Source organism: Novosphingopyxis sp. (assembly GCF_965218915.1).
Lineage (GTDB): Bacteria > Pseudomonadota > Alphaproteobacteria > Sphingomonadales > Sphingomonadaceae > Novosphingopyxis.
Map to the genome: position 1 here is coordinate 815,225 of NZ_OZ244708.1, position 18,276 is coordinate 833,500.

17 protein-coding genes and 2 pseudogenes are annotated in these 18,276 nt (G+C 55.0%); 11 read left to right on the forward strand and 8 right to left on the reverse strand.

Annotated features, from left to right (window positions below):
* Window positions 1-96 precede the first annotated feature (96 nt).
* On the forward strand, window positions 97-465 hold the full coding sequence (locus tag ACOQPC_RS03855) for a hypothetical protein (protein WP_420607348.1): 369 nt from the start codon (window positions 97-99) through the stop codon (window positions 463-465).
* A gap of 170 nt (window positions 466-635) precedes the next feature.
* Here ACOQPC_RS03855 and ACOQPC_RS03860 read toward each other — a convergent pair.
* A pseudogene (locus ACOQPC_RS03860) lies at window positions 636-962 on the reverse strand (IS66 family transposase); the annotation flags it as partial.
* Between the two features lie 353 nt (window positions 963-1,315).
* Here ACOQPC_RS03860 and ACOQPC_RS03865 point away from each other — a divergent pair.
* From ACOQPC_RS03865 to ACOQPC_RS03885, 5 genes are all read left to right on the forward strand, one after another.
* Window positions 1,316-2,695, forward strand: a complete 1,380-nt coding sequence (locus tag ACOQPC_RS03865; RefSeq protein WP_420607349.1) for a radical SAM protein — start codon at window positions 1,316-1,318, stop codon at window positions 2,693-2,695.
* The gene (gene hxsC / locus ACOQPC_RS03870) at window positions 2,692-3,765 is read left to right on the forward strand and encodes a His-Xaa-Ser system radical SAM maturase HxsC (protein ID WP_420607350.1); all 1,074 of its coding nucleotides are present in this window, start codon (window positions 2,692-2,694) and stop codon (window positions 3,763-3,765) included. Before ACOQPC_RS03865 ends, hxsC begins: the two co-directional genes overlap by 4 nt.
* A complete protein-coding gene (locus ACOQPC_RS03875; RefSeq protein ID WP_420607351.1) occupies window positions 3,762-4,379 on the forward strand; it encodes a peptidoglycan-binding protein in 618 nt (205 codons plus the stop codon). The genes hxsC and ACOQPC_RS03875 overlap by 4 nt, the downstream gene beginning before the upstream one ends.
* A gap of 31 nt (window positions 4,380-4,410) precedes the next feature.
* Window positions 4,411-4,749, forward strand: coding sequence for a TIGR03982 family His-Xaa-Ser system protein (locus tag ACOQPC_RS03880; RefSeq protein ID WP_420607352.1), 339 nt, complete (start codon window positions 4,411-4,413; stop codon window positions 4,747-4,749).
* Between the two features lie 109 nt (window positions 4,750-4,858).
* Window positions 4,859-5,998: a His-Xaa-Ser system-associated MauG-like protein gene (locus ACOQPC_RS03885; protein WP_420607353.1), complete on the forward strand. Its 1,140-nt coding sequence runs from the start codon at window positions 4,859-4,861 to the stop codon at window positions 5,996-5,998.
* Window positions 5,999-6,013: 15 nt separating this feature from the next.
* Here ACOQPC_RS03885 and ACOQPC_RS03890 read toward each other — a convergent pair whose 3' ends face one another.
* On the reverse strand, window positions 6,014-6,703 hold the full coding sequence (locus ACOQPC_RS03890; protein ID WP_420607354.1) for a hypothetical protein: 690 nt from the start codon (window positions 6,701-6,703) through the stop codon (window positions 6,014-6,016).
* A 118-nt stretch (window positions 6,704-6,821) separates the two neighbouring features.
* Window positions 6,822-7,097, reverse strand: a complete 276-nt coding sequence (locus ACOQPC_RS03895) for an ArsR/SmtB family transcription factor (RefSeq protein WP_420607355.1) — start codon at window positions 7,095-7,097, stop codon at window positions 6,822-6,824.
* Window positions 7,098-7,253: 156 nt separating this feature from the next.
* Here ACOQPC_RS03895 and ACOQPC_RS03900 point away from each other — a divergent pair, with 156 nt between their 5' ends.
* From ACOQPC_RS03900 to ACOQPC_RS03920, 5 genes are all read left to right on the forward strand, one after another.
* Entirely contained in the window at window positions 7,254-7,703 is a 450-nt protein-coding gene (locus tag ACOQPC_RS03900) for a hypothetical protein (protein WP_420607356.1), read from the forward strand.
* 9 nt (window positions 7,704-7,712) lie between these two features.
* Window positions 7,713-8,591, forward strand: a complete 879-nt coding sequence (locus ACOQPC_RS03905) for a 3'-5' exonuclease (RefSeq protein WP_420607357.1) — start codon at window positions 7,713-7,715, stop codon at window positions 8,589-8,591.
* Between the two features lie 68 nt (window positions 8,592-8,659).
* A complete protein-coding gene (locus tag ACOQPC_RS03910; protein ID WP_420607358.1) occupies window positions 8,660-9,385 on the forward strand; it encodes a hypothetical protein in 726 nt (241 codons plus the stop codon).
* The gene (locus ACOQPC_RS03915) at window positions 9,385-10,218 is read left to right on the forward strand and encodes a hypothetical protein (protein WP_420607359.1); all 834 of its coding nucleotides are present in this window, start codon (window positions 9,385-9,387) and stop codon (window positions 10,216-10,218) included. Before ACOQPC_RS03910 ends, ACOQPC_RS03915 begins: the two co-directional genes overlap by 1 nt.
* 935 nt (window positions 10,219-11,153) lie before the next feature.
* Complete coding sequence (locus ACOQPC_RS03920; RefSeq protein WP_420607360.1) at window positions 11,154-12,098, forward strand: hypothetical protein; 945 nt, start codon at window positions 11,154-11,156, stop codon at window positions 12,096-12,098.
* A gap of 319 nt (window positions 12,099-12,417) precedes the next feature.
* Here the strand turns inward: ACOQPC_RS03920 and ACOQPC_RS03925 are convergent.
* The 5 genes and pseudogenes from ACOQPC_RS03925 to ACOQPC_RS03945 form a co-directional block, all read right to left on the reverse strand.
* Window positions 12,418-13,612: pseudogene (locus ACOQPC_RS03925) on the reverse strand (IS3 family transposase).
* A 145-nt stretch (window positions 13,613-13,757) separates the two neighbouring features.
* Window positions 13,758-14,312, reverse strand: coding sequence for a Fic family protein (locus tag ACOQPC_RS03930; RefSeq protein WP_420607361.1), 555 nt, complete (start codon window positions 14,310-14,312; stop codon window positions 13,758-13,760).
* A gap of 264 nt (window positions 14,313-14,576) precedes the next feature.
* Window positions 14,577-15,761: a DUF6817 domain-containing protein gene (locus ACOQPC_RS03935; protein ID WP_420607362.1), complete on the reverse strand. Its 1,185-nt coding sequence runs from the start codon at window positions 15,759-15,761 to the stop codon at window positions 14,577-14,579.
* Between the two features lie 257 nt (window positions 15,762-16,018).
* Window positions 16,019-16,732: a hypothetical protein gene (locus ACOQPC_RS03940; protein WP_420607363.1), complete on the reverse strand. Its 714-nt coding sequence runs from the start codon at window positions 16,730-16,732 to the stop codon at window positions 16,019-16,021.
* 90 nt (window positions 16,733-16,822) lie between these two features.
* Window positions 16,823-17,656 carry a hypothetical protein gene (locus ACOQPC_RS03945; protein ID WP_420607364.1) on the reverse strand — a complete coding sequence of 278 codons (834 nt, stop codon included), beginning with the start codon at window positions 17,654-17,656 and terminating at the stop codon, window positions 16,823-16,825.
* Window positions 17,657-18,276: the final 620 nt, after the last annotated feature.

Here is an 18,276-nt window from a genome sequence, read left to right on the forward strand (position 1 = left end):
GGGACGGCGTCCGCCGCGGCCTTCGGGCCATCTGTTGCCCATCCTGCCTGCTCGTTTTCGATGACTTTAGGGGATATAATCATGGCTAATAAGTCTGTGAACGATGTCGCGGTCCGGGTGACCGCGGGGGCGTTGGCTGGTGAGCGCACATCCGTGCGTGCCATGCCCGCTGACATCCAGGACCGAAAGGCCAAGATCGTTGTCGAGAAACTACGAGTCGGGCGCGACGCAGTAAAGTGTGTGGACGTGTCGGATCGCGAAGGCTGGGCGGTGGTTATCAACGAGGTGCTCGACTCCGGAGTGGAGGTGAGCGAGCTCGAGGATAACTTTTCAGCCAGTGAGAACACCGTCTATAAGTGGCGTCAGGGTCGCACGGCACCGCGACTACTCACTCGCAAGTTGCTTCAGAGCGCAATCGTCGAGATGATAGACGATAAAATAGCTGAATCGAGCACGTCGTCCTGATAGCTTGCCGCACTTCTTTTGGAAGGTGAGCGGTCTCATGCGGAGTTGCAGATTTACCCTTCGCGAAACTATGTGAATTGCTTCGCATCGCAGCCAACTGTTCTTAGAGTGCCTCTTGAGATTGAAGGGATGTGTCTGTGCAGGGGTAAGCGTGGCCTGTGGGACGCATATCAGGCCGCTTTGGCGACGGGCCCTTCAATCAACGGTCGCGAGTTCCAAGGCATGGGTTCATCCCAGCGTGAGGCAGGCCAGTCAGCGACGATTTTGGCGATGACATCGGCGATATAGGCTTGCGGCTCGATGCCATTCATCTTGGCGGTCTCGATGACGGAATAAATCTCTGCGGCGCGCTTGCCGCCTGTTTCGGAGCCAGCGAACAGCCAGTTTTTCCAGCCTGCAGCTATGGGCCTGATTGCGCGCTCAGCAATGTTATTGTCCATCTCGAGCTGACCGTCATCGAGAAAGCGGGTGAACGCGTTCCATCGCTTGATGGCATATTCTGAAGTTGGCAATGAATTAATTTGGACCCAAAGGTTCTCTTCAAATTCGCGCCCGAATGCATATGGGGCCAATCGCGCTATGCATTCTTGAGGAGCAAGTCCACCGCGACCGACTGAAAGGTGCACTGGCTGAACCGAGAGCGTTCGCTCTATTCGTAATTTCTTACTCCATGTGAACCAAATTGCCTTATCGGCAGTCGCCAAGTGTCTCCCTGGATCCTTGACTCGGTTGCCGATATGACTGATTTGCGCAATCCAAGGGGGAGGGCAAATTGAACACGGCTGGGTGCGTTACTAACGGGAACTGCCGTCGGGATGCGGGGGGTGTATCTTTGCATCGTCGCGGAGCAGTGCGTAAGCGCATTTTGGGCGATCAAATTCTTGTCACGAGCGATGCGGGGCAATTTCGTTTAATCTCCGAGAATGATGTCCAAGAGGACGCTCAGTTTGTGCCGCTGGGAGATATCGCTGTCGGGGAAGGAGCGAGCGCGCCCGCACAACGACTTTCTGAGCTGGCACAGATATTTCTCACAGCGCAGCGCCGTGTCGTTCCCGGTCCCCTCGACTATCTGATTCTCGTGCCAACACTGCGTTGTAATCTGGCGTGCAGCTATTGCCAGGTGTCGCGTGCAGCGCTTGATGCACGAGGCTATGACTGGTCAAATGAAACTTTGGCCGGGGTTCTGAAATTGGTTGCGGGGCTTAAGGCCCGTTCAATAAAAATCGAGTTCCAGGGCGGCGAACCCACCCTCCGGCCGGACCTCATAGAAAAAGTTATGGAAGCCGTGCCGAAGGGAACAGAGGCTTCCGTCGTAATCTGCACTAACTTGCAGAGGATCGATGAACGAACTTTGTCACTGTTTGACCGGAAAAATGTATCGATCGGCACCTCTCTCGATGGACCGCTTGAACTGCGTGCGAAGCAGCGGCAGGCAAGCAGTGAGCGCGCGGATCGTTTTGACTCCAACCTCAATATGATTTTGGATCGCTTTGGATCTGCCAAGGTCAGCGCCTTGCCGACCGTTGACCCACTTGCGCCGCCCGAACCTGACGAGCTCATCGACGCGTTTGCGGACAAAGGTTTCGAATCTATCTATCTCCGCCCGATCAACTATCAGGGATTTGCGCGCAAGAAGCATGCGCAATCCAGAGAGACGGGCCAACTCTGGTCCGCCTATCACGAGCGGTTTATAGAGCGACTTATTGAGCGCAATTTTGCGGATCGCTCGCGGGTTCTCGAAGAGACCTATTTTTCGCTCCTGCTGCGTCGTATTTTTCGTCCGGGATCGGATCGTCACGTTGATTTGCGCAATCCCAATCCTCTGGGGCGGGACTATGTGGTCATAGACTATGACGGGCGCGCTTATCCGACCGACGAGGCGCGCATGCTGAGCCGATCGGGCGTTATAGATCTTTCGATTGGCGAAATTCACACGGGTTGGGAAACAGCCGAAAGGGACGCGCTTGATGCGGCCTCGCGCCTCGATGGCGATCCAGCTTGCGAACGATGTGCTTATAAGCCCTATTGCGGCCGCGACATTGTCGATGACATTTCCCGATACGGCACGATCGATATGCCGCGAGAAGACACGGAGTTTTGCCGTCGACACTTGGCATTGTTCGACCTCGCTTTTCGATTGATATATTCTAGCGACGAAAAAGAGCGCTATTCGGTCGGACGATGGCTGGGTCTTCCGGGAAAGCTTCCCGTGATGGAGCAGGCTGCATGATCCCGCTAAGCCTTAACGCGGTGAGCGACGCTCGCGCACCTTTTATTTCGCGGCTGACCCGAGGCGAAGTGCAGTCGGATTGGGATAGCCGGTGCATTTCAGTCTCGGCAGACAGCAGCGTCTGGTGCGGCGACAACGGGCTATTCGAATTATCGCAGGGCGGTGAGAACCTGGCTGGCGATATCATCCTTATAGACCCGCACTCCGGCCGCGCTGACCGGCTGATCAGATCAGGATCGCCCCACAATACGCTGCTGGTTACCGAGCAATGTGACCAATTATGCGTAATGTGTTCCCAGCCTCCCAAAAAATCACACAATGACCGTTTTGCCCTGCTCACGCAGGCGTGCCTGCTCGCCCCAGATGGAATGACGATCGGGATATCGGGCGGAGAGCCGACCTTGCACATGGAGCCGCTGCTGACGATGGTCGAGACGGTCTTGGCAAACCGTTCTGACCTCAGCTTTCACATTCTCACCAATGCTCAGCATTTCGAGCCAGAGCATATTTTGCGGTTACAAAAGCCCGACTTTCGAAGGCTGGTCTGGGGCATACCGCTCTACTCGGCCGATCCGGTGGTGCATGATATGATCGTGGCAAAACCGGGTGCTTTCGAGCGGCTGGTCATATCCTTTGAACGCCTACTCATGGCAGGCGCGAGGATCGAATTGCGCACCGTGTTGACAGCAACGAACTTCGCCGCGCTTGCCCAACTATCGCGCTTTGTCGTCCAAAATCTGCCGCATATCGAGCAATGGTCGTTGATGGGGCTGGAGAATATTGGTTTTGCCCGGAACAAATGGAGCGATTTATATGTCGATATCGCCGCGGACTTTGGGCCGCTAGCAGCTGCAATCGACCGGGCGCAGCTGCACGGCATTGCGGCCCGGCTGTTCAATATTCCGCTTTGCCATGTTCCGACCGGTTACAGATCCAGTGCTGTCGCTTCGATCTCGGACTGGAAGCAGCGTTTTGGCGCTTCATGCGAGCCTTGCCGGGCAAAGGCAGATTGCTCCGGATTTTTTGAGTGGCATCCAGATGAGTTGGTTGAAAAGGTAACGCCCCTGTGAAGAAAACAAGGTTCCTCATATCGAGCTTGGTTGCGGCCGGCATTGCGCCAGCTCAGTTCGCGCAGGCGGCGATCGATGGCGGTCCGCGGATCTCAGGCGGACCTGATCCGGACGGCGCTGCAATGGTTCAGCGCTTTGCACAGGAGCATCGCTTTTCGCTGGCGCAGCACCGGTCGCATTCAAGCCATTCGTCGCATAGCAGCCACCGGTCTGGCTCGAGCGGGAGAACGAGGGCTCCGGTCTATACGCCTCCCGCGCCGCGAATACCGAGAGTGACGCCGACACCCGCGCCGGCGCCTTCGCCCACTCGCAACCAGCGAAGCAACCCTTCATCGTCGATTTTGCCGGCGTCTCCCGCCACTGCTCCGCAATCATTCTATTCGGCCCCTTCCGAATCCACGTCGGAGGCCCCAGCGCCCTCCGAGATCGAAATGATCGTCCGAAAAGTCCAGATAGGTCTGATGGCCTACGGATATTACGACGGAATTGCTGACGGAATGGTTGGACCAAAAACTCGGTCAGCCTTGACGCGATTCCAAACCGACTTCGGGCTTAAGGTCACTGGCACGGTAACGCCGGAGGTTCTGGATGCCTTCAAGATCGTTGCGCAGTAAGGGCACGCATGCGCTCGCATTGATTGTCGGCATGATCATAGCCTGGAGCGCTATGCCGTTGTGGCGTGAAATCGTCATGGCTTCAAACCAGGACGATTATGGGCTGCTGGTCGAGCAGTGCGATGGCGCCATGCAGGATCATTTTCGAGCCAAGCGAACGATGGAACTCGATTCGAGTATATCCGGCAGTGCGGACGTCGCCTCCGCAGAGATTGGTCTCATAGTTTGCCAGGATTACGACATATATCAGAAGCGCTTGATGCAGTGGGGCCTGCGCGAGAGCGAGCTGGCCCAAATGCGGCTGAAAGCGGTAGAGGCGAACGCGTCTGATTTGGAGGACGTGGTCGATACCCATGAAATTCGCTTCTAACCTCAGCCTTGCGGCCTCCTCTATCCTGTTCGCGGTGGTATCGTTGGTATCCTGCGCTCAACCTCAGGATGTAGGCTCAGACACGCCCGCAAAGCTATCAAGCGACCACATGCGCATTCAAGCTCTGAAACGTGCAGTGATAGCAAACGGGTTCGTTCGCGCTCGGGATCTTGCCATTCCCACAGATGCGAAGCGGCGTGCGGCCGGCGAGCTGATTTTTAACTCGCCGCTTATGAGCATCAATGGCTCGATCAGCTGCCGGGATTGTCATTTGGATCAATTTGGTTCGACCGACGGCCTGCCGAATGCGGTTGGCGTTGGTGGCAACGGTGTCGGTGCTGAGCGTTTGCAATCTGGCGGTCGAATCATTCCCCGCAATGTTTTGCCTTTTTGGGGGCGAGGCGGGAAGGGCTTCGATACGTTTTTCTGGGATGGGAAGGTATCGGTCGCAAACGGCAAGGTGGTCAGCCAATTCGGCGACCGGCCCCCGTCCGAGGATCCCCTGGTGGTGGCCATCCATCTTCCTTCCGTGGAATTGCGCGAGATGGTATCCGATACGCCAGAGGTGCGCGATACCTTGGTGACCGAAACCGTTTCGACGGCCGAGCAGGTTCAAGGCAGGCTGGCACGCCGCTTCGCCAAAGACCCAAAAATTGGGCGTTTCTTAGCTGCTGCGTATGGAAAGAAGCCAGCCGATATCAGCTTTGGAGATGTCGGCGATGCCCTGGCGTCTTTCATCCGCCACGAATTTCGCATCCAGCCTACGCCGCTGCACCGCTTTGTTTACGGCAGACGCCCGATCACCGACGCTGAACTGGCTGGGGGAATCCTATTTTACGGACGCGGCAAATGCGCGGGCTGTCATGGAGGTCCATATTTCTCGGACCTTGCCTTTCACGCGGTTGCCTTTCCTCAAGTAGGATTTGGCAAAAACGGTTTCGGCAATGATGAGGGGCGCTACAACGTCACCTTGGATCCGGTGGACCGTTTCCTGTTTCGCACCCCGCCGCTTTATAATGTGACCCGAACTGCCCCATACTCACATTCAGGTTCCGTCGCGCGGCTGGAAGACGCGATCGCGGCGCATTTTGATCCGCTGAGATTGATCCAGTTTGATAAAATGAGCGTCCAAGAACGCAGCGCCATGTATGCGCGTCTTGGACCGGCGTCGCGGGAGACGTTGCCAAGTGCGTTGACCGATGACGAAGTGCGTCAGCTCGCGGCATTTCTGGCGATGCTGGAATTTTAGCAGAGCAAAATGGGGCTATTCGAAAGGGTCCGATTCCGTTGCTGCCGGTAAACTGTCAAAGACCGATGCAGCTTCACCATCGGAAGCGCTCTGAACGTCGGCCGGATCGACAATGTCTGACTCAAGCGGTTGTTCTGGTTCCGGCTCTGCCAGGATCGTTGGTGGGGGTAGCTGCACGGCAACTGACGCTTTGGCGGCTGCGTCATCGATTGCCTCGCGCCGAAAGCTCTGCTGTTCAGTTGTGAGCACAGAGGGCGCATTTGCGCTTTCCCAGCGGGATAGGATCGAAAATTGCGAAAAATACGGATTGAAAAAGCTCTGTCCGGAATTGTTGATAAGCTTGCTTGCTAGAATATCGAATGTGTAGCATCGGTCGAGCGTTTCCATCTGAAAATCTCTCGCAAGGGCTTCATAGCACCGCTGGCTATAAAATAGCGCGCCATCTGGTCCCATTGCGCCGATCGATCTTTCTGCGTGATTTTTGGCGCGGCTAAATTGCGCTGGCGATTGGAGAGACTGTTCGGAGTCTGTAACTGCTTCACCAACGGTGAGTTCGTCTGCTCCGCTAAGCTCGCTTTCCGTCGTCAAATCTGATGGACCGTGACTGCCTATGACTGACTTTATGACGACGATCCCAAGGATGATGGCCGCAACCCAGGCCCATTTGTTGGCTCTATCTTCAGTCTCGGCCTGGGGCTCGGGCATTCTCATTCCTGTTTAGGTGGCGCGGAAATAAGATTTTGTTTTCGTCCCATCGCCGCTGACGGTGTTCAGCGGAAGCTGGGGACGATATTACAGGCGTTAGTAGCGCTTGAAAGTGAGTTTAATCGACCATCCGCCCAATATAGACCGACAGGTCCCGCACGGCATCTCGCTCGGCTTTATAGGTTACAGTCCGCCCTTCCTTGGTGGAGGACACCAATCCCGCATTGCGCAATATCGATAGATGCACGGACGTGTTCGTGGGCAGCGTATTCGTAGTGTCGGCTATCTCGGTAGAAGACAATCCGCTCTCGTGCTTTGCGATCGTCATAAATATGTCCAGCCGCGTGGGTTGAGCAAGGGCGCTGAGCCGGTTGATCGCCGTCATTTTTTCCATTCAATCCATCTAGCTTTCAGCATGCGCCCTGACAAGACATTATTATCCTTCAACAACTATTGAACTATCATAGCTTTGTGCTATATGACTCCTTGCGATGCACGTTTCGAACGGGTGCTTCTGATCGAAAATGTGGAGAGACGAGGAGCGAAGACGATGACTATCAAACTCGCAACCAATGAAACCGATGAATTGCGTGAAGATCACATTGAATGGCTTCTCGATCCACTCGAAATGGAAGCGTTCGATGAGGAGGCGCTGCATGTGGGGCGCCGTGCACTGATCCGGATCGCGCTGGTGGCCAGCGAGGTCGGGGCAAGGTTTCAGCGCGAAGGACTGTCGCAGGACCCCTTGAGCTGGATGCTCTCGCCGCGCGACATGTTCTCGGGACAACCGCCGATCGTAGCGTGCATGACGCTCGATGGATGTGCCCGTGCCGTCCTCGTGCACGGCTTGGGTCTTGGTCTGGATATTTCGATGGAAGCCATCGAAGCGCTGATGAGCCGCGGCAGGCATATCCCGGAGGCGGTCGTGGCGAACTGCATCAATTCGAAGAGTGTGGCCGCGGATGCAAAGAAGCCATCGGTGATGGCCGGACCGGCGTAGGAGACTGTTATGTCGATGAAGGTGGGCGGCATCGCTGCCGTAGAATCCTATGATATTCGCAAGCTTCGGCGCGTAAACCTGCAGGTTGGCCCAACGGGAGCTGGCGATGCCAACGCGCCCTGTAGCGTTGCGGCGGTGGTTGATGTCGAAACGACGGGCCTGGATCAGTCGACCGACAAGGTCATCGAGCTCGCAATTCGCCGCTTCAAATATGACGCCGCCGGTTACATCACGCAGATCGGTGAGCGGCGGTCCTGGCGCGAGGACCCAGGGTTCCCGCTGCCTGTAGAGATCACACGGCTGACGGGCATCACCGACGAAGATGTTGCCGGCCAGCAGATCGATGATGAGGCAGCGATCGACATCCTCGCTTCCGCCGATCTGGTAATCGCGCATCACGCCCAGTTTGATCGTCCGATGGTTGAGCGCCGCTTGTCTGATCTGCCCCAACTCGCTTGGTCTTGTTCATGCCACGAAATCGATTGGCGGGAGGCCGGCTTCGAAGGCCGCTCGCTCGGCTGGCTCTGCGCGCAAGCAGGCTATTTCTTCGACGCGCATAACGCTGAAAGCGATATCGATGCCGTCATCCAGCTCCTCCAGCATAGCAATGCCGAGGGCCATCCCTTCATGGCCGAGCTCGCCGAGAACGCCGCGTCCGACAGCTATCTGATCGAGGCTTTGGGTTCGGCGTTCGAAACCAAGGATGCGCTGCGCCTGCGTGGTTATAGCTGGGATCCCTCGTCACGCGTTTGGTGGATTGAGGTGTTCGACCGCGATTATATTACCGAACAGGCTTGGCTTGCGCAGGAAATCTACAAGGCGGGCAGGGGTGCTACGGCCATGGGACCGCGGATCACCAGGCGCACTGCACTTGAGCGATATACTTAAAATTACCATTGAATTCCAAATGAGAGTTTCCATTTTCCCGTCTAATCGTCAGGTTCGGAGCAAGTTCGATGAAGCGTAAGTCCAAATCGGTGCCGGTAAAGACCAAGCAGCGCGAAGCCGATTTTCTCCCGCAGGAACCGGTCAACTATCCGATCGCGGAAACATCGGTCACGGCGTTGCAGATCTTCCATAACCCAGAGCGCAAGCCGACTGAAGACGGCCCATGGAGCAATGAGGCAGACAAAATTGCGTGGGTCGATGAAGAGACCGGCCTTGGTTGTATCATTCTGCGCCAGAAAAATGGAACGTTGAGCGGATATGTCGGGGTCGGCACCGATAACCCTCTATTTGGTTTTGAAAGTGACGCGGTCCCTGTCGACATCTCCACAACGGTTCATGGCTCGATCACCTACGGCAAGGAATGCGAGGTCAATCGGTTCGCTCAGGAAGAACATGGTGAGCCGCGCACCGAGCGGTATACCGTTTGCCATATCCGCTTGACGAGGGTCGTTCGTAACTACCGGACAGTGCAAACCACAAAGGATGAGTTCGAACATGAGGATCTATGGTGGCTCGGTTTTGATACCGACCATCTTGGCGATCTGGTGCCCAAGCCCGGTTGGAAAAACAAAACCAAGAAGTCCGATGTCTATCGGGATCAAGCTTACGTCTATGCGCAGTGCATCGCGCTTGCGCGCCGGCTCAAGGGTTTGGTGGCAGAGCCATATGATGAAAACCATTCTTCATCCCAGCTCTTATTGCCACAAGGTGAAGTGAAGAACGGAAACAGGTGATGGCTGGCTCCCGCAAACATGCCCGAAATTCCGAGGCTGACGGAACGGAATATGATCGTCATCCGGACCTGCCTTGGGGTTACTGGCTAACCTTTGCTGGCGACGAGGCTGGAGAGCCGCCACTCGTCGATGAGGACGGAAACCAATGGCCATCGGTGCGACAGGCGTTCTGGGAAGGACGGTTGGGCCTTCCGTTCTCTAATTCTCGCTTCATGAACGACTGCCTGGAGTTTTTGCTGACCTACCTAGCGATCATGGATCGACGCTTTGTGAAAAGGGAAGAACGCATTCAGGATCTCTTCGACGGAGAGGCGCATCTCGAACAATGGTTCGGTTTGTATATGGAAGCGGCCGGCATCTCCGAATGGAACCATAACGGACCGACTATGGAGGGCAAGGCAATCCTGCTCATGCTGATTGCAACGCGCGATCACGAGGACGCTAAAGAGGGGCAGGGACTCGATTGGATCGAGGCGACCAAAGGTTTGGCTCGCGGGCAGGAACGCAAGTCGGCGGCCGAAATGGTGGAGGAGCGGGAGGAGGCAGCATCTCGCATGGCGCATCGCTTCGCGACAGGCACCATTGACGGGAAGCCGATGGTCAAGCTGATTGGTCTGCGCATCACCACCGAGATTCCTATCCGCAGCACGCTTTGGACGATGACTTGGGAGCAGGGAGACAGCTATGCGCGCGACCGCTTTTATCTTTGGCTACTGGAGCGGATCGACAGGTGGGATTCTTGGAGTGAGATGGTGACCGAGCAGGGGACGCGGGCATTGACGGAACACCTTCTGAAGCTCGCATTTTGTGATCGGTTCGCTAGCCTGGACTGACCGCAGAACGGCAGCATCGCAAACCGTGGAATGCAGTTATGCTAGACGGGGCGCAGGCTGCAAAAGTGAGTCAAGATTGTTGCTTGCGCAGCGCCTTTAATGTGGGCTTTGCGCGACAGTGCTGACGCTACGACCGTTAGGTCCAGACTGTGGCGACCGCAGACATTGAGCTTCAGCTTACTTGGACTTTTCCCAAATTTTCACGCTATAGTTATTCAATTATTGCGGTCCTGAGCGGTAGGACGGCGTCAGCCGCCAAGACCATTTCTCTAAATAGCGTTCTCGCTGATCTGTCCGACGCTGAAAAAGCGCAAGTTACGACCGCGGACTAATTCGAGTTCTCGCGCCCTTCCAGTCTCTAAACGAGCGGTTAGAGCATGTTAGCGAGTTTACCTCATATCTTTAACGGGTATGGTCAAATATCTTCTTCAATGGCGCATGCATTTGGCGAGACAGATGTTGTCGCAGATGCCCTCAGCGCAGGTCGCCGCTTGCGTCTGCTCCGGTTCAACCAGCGCCTCCAGTTCGGCGTTCACGCGCTACATGGGCATATCGCTATCGAATTGGCTTCGTGAACACGTGGGCATCACGGCACAAGCGAGACACCTCGAACCTTGATATCACCGTGGACTTCTGACTCAGGCTCTTAAATGTCGATCGCCCCGCTATGGAGTTCTTTTTTCACGCCAATCCACCAAATTACTGGCAACGGGTGCGGCCGTGGTTATCCATCACCGGCTGACGTGAAGGCTTCCACTGACATGGCGATGGAATTGCTGGCGCGCCTTATCAGAGCGACCGACGTTGCTCTCGCGTCAGGTCGCACCATTTTGGAGGGGTTTTCTGGTTATAAAGCTGTCACAGACAGAGTAAGCCATCCCCATAGCGTCTTACCTTTCTGCGTCCGGGCGAGAATATTTTAGCAAGGAACAAGTATGTTGCAGATTTTTCTTCCTTTAGTAGCTGTCGCAGCGGCAGCAACACCGTCAGCACATACAGATTTGCCGATAAAAATGATTGAAAATGGCAGGGGCGCGAAGCGTTTCTCAGTGACCATCATGGTCAATGGCGAACCAGTCGAGGCCGCATTGGACACCGGCTCAGTGGGTCTTCGCATTGTGGCACCAGCTCTGCCAGCAGGTGCAAAGGCCACCGGGCGTAAAGCGCGCATTGGATTCAATTCGGGTGTAATGCTTGAAGGCTCCGCAGTCCGCGTTTCGGTCGCGTTTGCGGGTATGAATGCCAAGCCAGTGACTGTCCAGCGCATCGATGGCGCCTCGTGCCGAAAAGAAGTCCCTCGGTGCGACGCGGCGGGTGTAAAACTCTCTGCGTTTCGGATTATGAGCGATGGCATACCCGGCGAAGGCTTCTCTGCTATTTTGGGTATCGGACTTCGGGACGATCCGATAGGTCATCCCCTCGTCCAGGTCGGAATTGATCGCTGGATCGTTAAATTGCCTCGAACTCCCGAGGAAGTCGGGCACTTGATCCTTAATCCCACGGATGCCGAAGTCGCTAATTATCGGATGGTCGCGTTGCTGCCGCATCGAAACGAGATTGAAGGGTGTCTCGTCACCGCAACGAAAAAGCTTTGCGCGCCTACGGCGATCGATAGCGGAGCGCCCGCAATAACTTTATTCGGAACCAGTGCAGAAGATATTCCGGAAAGCAGAACATCTGCGATGTTGGCGCTAGGCTCCGGCGAAGACGATCCTAAGATGCCCATCATCGTAGGTGATCGCAGTGAAGCCACACTGATCCGCGCGCGTCCGGCGCGCAGGGATGCAGAATCCAGCATGTCATTTGGCATCGCGCCTTATATGCATTGGACAATTCTTTATAACTCTCGCGCGCGCACTTTGGGTGTAGCAAATCGTTAAGAGCGCCGGTTATCGTTGGTATGGAGCTAGGTCAAAAGAAAAGACATTGTGGGCTATCTGGACAGGGAAGCAGATTCAGAAAATGTGGTCGCGTGCCACCTGAAACAAGAGTGTCGTTCAGCGTGGAGCTCGCAGACAGTTCACGTTTATGGAGAATCGGACGTTAATCTGTGAGGACTAATGTTTTCCGGTTTAGTCGACCAATGGACGACAGCATTCCCTATGCTCTCCAATCGGTCCAGGTCCAAATCAAAGCGATTGCCGTGACCCCAAGCTTTCCTTCAACTGGGATTAGAGCCGAGCGGCCCTTCAACTGGGATTAGAGCCGAGCGGCTTTGTTGCACATGAGCGCGGTTGAAGCAATAAGCTGCGTAGCGGAGCCCGTAGGGCGTAGCGAAGCAGGCCATTGCTTATCCAGTTCGGCGGCGAACGCCGCCGGTGTTGCGTAGCCAAGAGTTGAGTGTGGTCTCTCGTCGTTGTAATCCTCGATCCAGGCCGCGATCTCGACGCGGGCATGAGCAAGGTTGAGGAACAGGGTCTCGTTGAGCAGTTCGTCGCGCATGCGACCATTGAAGCTCTCGCAGAAGCCGATCTGCATAGGCTTGCCCGGCGCGATGTAATGCCACTCCACGCCTGTATCCCCGCACCATGCCAGCACCGCATTGCTGGTCAGCTCGGTGCCGTTATCGCTGACGATCATACTCGGCTTGCCGCGATCGGCGATCAGATCGGCTAGCTCGCGGACGACCCGCGACCCGAGATCGAGGTGTCTGGCACCGCTCGCAGGCACTCTCTGGTCACATCGTCGACGATGTTCAGCACGCGGAACCGCCTTCCAGACGCCATCTGGCCGTGCACAAAGTCCAGGCTCCAGCTCTGGTTCGGTAAGGCAAGAACCGGAGTCGGCGCCCTGGTCCCGACAGCACGCTTACGGCTGCGCCGCCGCCTGACCGCCAGTCCCTCCTCCTGATAAAGGCGCTGGGTCTTCTTGCGGGTGATCATTACGCCCTCCCGGCGCAGCAGGATTTGCAGGCGGCGATAGCCAAACCTCCGTCGCTAGTTGGCCAGCTCGCGCAGCTTCTCGCGAAGCGCGGCGTCATCGTCCCGCGTGGAACGGTAGCGCACGCTCCCCCGATCGGCATCGATGACCCGGCACGCCCGCCGCTCGCTCATCCCATGGCAGTCCTGGAGATGAGCAACAGCTTCCCGGTTGGCGCTACGCGCCGCCTGCGGCCCCGCGGCGGGCGTCAGAACTTTTTTGCCAGAAGATCCTTCAACGCAGCCTGGTCGAGCATCGCATCGGCCAGCAAGCGCTTCAACTTCGCGTTCTCGCTCTCGAGCGCCCGCAAGCGACGAGCCTCGGACACCTCCAGCCCGCCATACTTCGACCTCCAGTTGTAGATCGTCGTTTCCGACACCCCGTGCCGCCGAGCCAGGTCAGCGGTCTTCGCTTCCGCCTCAGCCTCCTTCAGCAGGCCAATGATCTGCTCTTCGGTAAACCTCGTTCTCTTCATCTCGTCCGTCCTTCTGTCAGGGCCGGACTCTAATCGAGACTGGAGGAAAATCAGGGCGTCACGTCACGATGCACCGTTTAGGCGTCGAGACGCGAAACAGCTCTCCAGTTGCCTTGAGCAATCATGCCACTAGAAGAAAGTGCGTTTATGCACTCTCGTTTTGTGCGAACATATCTTGAATAAAGTTCGCGTTAAAGGTTAATAGATTGAGCCAATAATGCACTATACTGGCAAAAAAATCTAGAATGGCTTCTATGTCACCGCGAATTTCAGCTTGCCTCATTCGGATAAGATATCCTCCCCGCGAGAATTCAGCAAATTCGCGAACGGGTATATATACCCGAACATGTTCACAGTTCTGCGATAAAAGGGCGTTGAAGAGAATTCGAGCCGATCTTCCGTTGCCATCAATGAAAGGGTGACAATTGGTTATTAGCATCAGGGCCAAAAGTGCGAAGTAGAATTTTGGAGCGCTGCCCTCTGTTTTTCGCAAATGGTCAAAGAGCTCAAGCTGGCCTTCGATCTCCTCAGCATTTGGAAAGACAACGCGTCTCCCTGCAGGATCACTGGATGTGGCAACGCCGCTAGTGCGAAAGTTTCCATGCTCACCAATTCGCCGTGAAATTTCTAAAAGAGTGGAAGCCATGCCATTTTTTGGTAAATCTCGAGCGACCCAATTTGATTTAGAAAGAATCGCCATCTCCTCCCTCGAGCATCTAAGGTCCAGAGGCTCTAAAACCGGTGGAAATTTTGCTGTTAGGGGGTGGTGAATCCCGCGATGTGGGAAGAGCGGCGCTGGCAATCGGTGGTTCAAGCCAAGGTATGCCAGACCATCCGTGACTTCCGCTGTGCGGTTGAGAGCCGCGTCGGTTGCGAGGAATGCCTGCCGAAGCGAATCAGTCATGTTAGACCATAGAATGGGCTTGAGTGCCGCACGCTGGATCAAGGACATTGGCGAAGCATCTCAGGAAGCCGGAGGTAAGGGGCAAAAGGACTTGAAGACGATAACAGACCGCAGTGCCGCACAATCTCGGCTCGGTGATCTTGCTACGTGTGGGATCCTTCCGTCAAAAAACACCAGCCGACCTGGTCGGGGAAAAACGGACTTGATAATCTCCTTTCGGGAAGGGTCGAAAAACGCCGTTTCTCCTCCCCAATTTTCATCCCATTCGGGGGACGCATAATAGAGTGCCGTGTAATGGCTTGAGCGTTCGCTGTCCGTGTGAACATGGCCATCACAACCATATGTGTGGCCATTAGCGTATATGCGGACCGGGTAATGCCCCTGCCCAACATTTTCGCGCACCAGTTGCCACAATTGTAAGACTGGCGCGACCAGTGGCCGATTTTGCAATTCGCTTTCGCAATCGACCTCGCCACCATCGTCGTTATCGCCAGCAAAGTGCGAGTGCCAAAAAAAATGCTTGTTCTGAGTGTCGGCCGATTTCCACCCGTAGCGCCAAATATTACGCTCCATTAATGCAGACAAGCTATGTTGAAGACGGATAGGAATAAGGTCGTCGAGAACGTGCAGTTCACGATTCTCGTTATCACAGCTTAGTAGCTGAACCTGCTCATGTTTGGGTTGAGCATGATTTTTAAACTTGTAAATTCGCTCGATCTCCTCTCCTGCAAGTGGGACGAGGTGTTCCGCTATAGTAGCGAAAAAGCGATGAAAGTTGTTACGCTGAATGGCCCGCATTCGCGGATATTGTTCAAGCCAATTTGCAGCGAAGAGATGGAGCATATCTAGTGACGCGTTATCAAGCGCTTGGGACTCGGTTTGGCTCATCTGCCCTAATCGTTGCTCGATACTGCATACGAAGTTGCGGGTTTCTAACGTGCAAAATTTGTATGCCAAGTTTTCAGCTTCATGGCCGATGACTGCTGCGATTTTTGGTCTAGCAGAAATAGGGACGGTTTGGCGACGGAAATTCTCCGTTCCATACACGGAATGGAACAGTCCCGCCGAGCATAAAGCCTCCCGGCATCCCCATGATCGCAACTTTTCTGCGACGCCTTCGAGATGCGACACGAGGGTTGTGTTGCTGTGCCGAACATTGATTCCCGGATACGAAAGCAGCAGATCTCGACCGCGTTCAGTCGCATTTCTGCTTTCTTCGGACAGCTTCAATTGCGCGACGGCCATGTTTGCGTTCTCCCGTTTTTTCGCAATTCAACGTGTAATTCTGGGGCTTATACAATCAACAAAATGTGGGCAGGCCAATCAACAATCGGAACCAAAACGGACGTTTTGGCGGATCGATTGGTCCAGTTACGCAGCAATGGATTCTATGACACTGAACCTAATTATACAGCTAAAAACCCGTAACATTACCTTCGAAGCCTGCTTCGCATATTTCTATTTATGCCTAAAAACCATAGCCGTTTTTTACGTGCTAAATATTAGCCGAGCTTGTTGAAGAAACCCTGGTGCGCCCAGTCGATGCCAATCATTCGTGCCGATCCACCAGTCTGCTCTTGGACGACCCCCAATCTACCTGATGCGGTATCCGGGCTAGGGAAATACGAAACGCTTCTGATCGGCAACTCGGACGTAAACACCGCCCGCGGAGTTGTGAAGCCAGTTGCCGGGCTACTCGAATAGCCGGAGACTACCGCCGCATTACCCTTCTGCCAGACTCCGACATAGTCTGTAATCAACGCTTCATTTGCGCGCCGATATCCAACCCTAAACGCCATGACAAAGCGCCCCGATGCCCGCGGATGGGGCTCATCATGATTTATGATATCCTCCTCAAGGGAAAGTGGCTCGCGAGGCCCCACGTCATTTTGTGCATCGCGCCGGACCCATGATCCGTTTGCAAGCAACAAATTATCCATTCGATACAGCTGCAGATTTCCTGCACATGCGCCGTTGACCGCAATAACTTCAACGATCTCGAACCTCTGTTCGCGCGCGTCTGGTTCAGCTCGTATTGTCTTCGCGGCGTCGCCGTTCGGCTGTGCATTGAGCTGGATACTGTCGACCGCATTAACCGGGGTGCATATCTGATTCGAAGTTTCAGCGAGCTGTGAGCCACTTTGCCTTTGTGGCAACGACTGGCATCCCAAAGCAGCCAAAATCGTGGGAGCGAGAAGGAGATATTGGGTTCGCATGTTAAAGTTTCCTTATGACAGGAGAGAGGATCCGCACTAGCGAATCCTCTCCCATTGGCTGAGAAATGGCTTACATTATAGGCTACCCGATTACTGAAGCACTACTCGGGGGTTGGGATTTCCACCACCGCCACTACCGCCACTACCACCGCCCGCTGGGGGCGAGGGCATCTGGAAAGTTGGATGTCCTGCAGAATACCCATCGCCTGGATTGGTTAGCGGTGTTCCGTGGTTGTAATCGGCGACCGCACGAGCAATGTCATTCGCCATTTGCTCATGCGCATGCCGCTCGTTTTCCGTATACGATCCGTCCGAATGATATCCCTCATAGCTAGTGCGCTGCTCTGAAGTTAGGTGCGATATCTCGTGTAAAACGAGATAATCGGTGCCTCCGGTCGAATCATTGTAGCCGTTCACCGTATCTATATTGTAGCTGACGAGCGGATTTCCGCCATTGTAGTCGGCCTGACCAAGGGTCGTGCCATTCTGATAGGACGTTCCGACTTCATTTATTTGGAAATCGGTGTTCGCCCAAGCGGATTTTAGCTGAGCGCCGGTCAAAACGTCCCCATTTTGAAGTGTCAGAGTGGCGTCGTCGGGAATATTGTTAATCCACGTATCGGCCTTCGTAATGCTGTTTTGAAGGTCCGTTAGCGCCGCCTGCTCGTCGGCAGTCAGGGGCCGCGTAAAATTGACCATGACGTCGTGACTGTCAGAATCAGCGGCGGGCGGTGGAGGGGGAGGAGGTCCAGTATCGCCGCCACCGCCATCTCCGTAGTCGCCGTAGTCTCCATAATCGCCCCAGTCGCCCCAGTCGCCCCAATCGCCGCCACCATCTCCACCGCCGTCCGCCGTGACAACAATCTCGTCCGTCGTGCTGCCTCCCGAAATGAGTTCTTGCTCTTCGAGTGTCAATTCCCGCATCCTGCATCTCCTACTACAAAGGGAAGTGCATTTGTCATAATATTTTCGAGACGGTCCATTAAAGATAGAACCATCTCCATACATACTTATATCCAATTCAGCATTTTAGCGAAAAAACCGTTGGATTAGTTTTCAACTTGGATACAATATAATTGGGACGGCTCCAATTTGAGACTTTTCGCTGCTAAAGGCATGACCTTGGCTAATGTAGTAAAGTTTTGGCGGGGAGATCAGATGCTGCCCTTATTCCATGGCCGCGCTGACTCCACGATGTAGCGAGCCTTAAGGTAGTCCTTAATTGTGACGATCCAGCACGATATGCCTCTCATCCTAGTGAAGCGACAAAGTGGGTTCGGGCTAAGGTCGTCAATCGCGCATGTTGGCCACGTTCAACTTCTATCGACGATCGTCTCCGCAAAGGACTTGGCCACTCGGATATAGACGCCAAGGGGCGGCTGCCGGACACTTAGAGAATGGGTTCGTCCGTCGAACTCGCAGAGGATTGTGGGCGGTTCAGGCCATGGACTAGGATGCATGGTATGGTGCGGCGTTGCCGATTAGTATCAATGACGTAATGCTCATGCATGAAAAAGCGCGTCACGCAGTGCTTGCGAGGATCC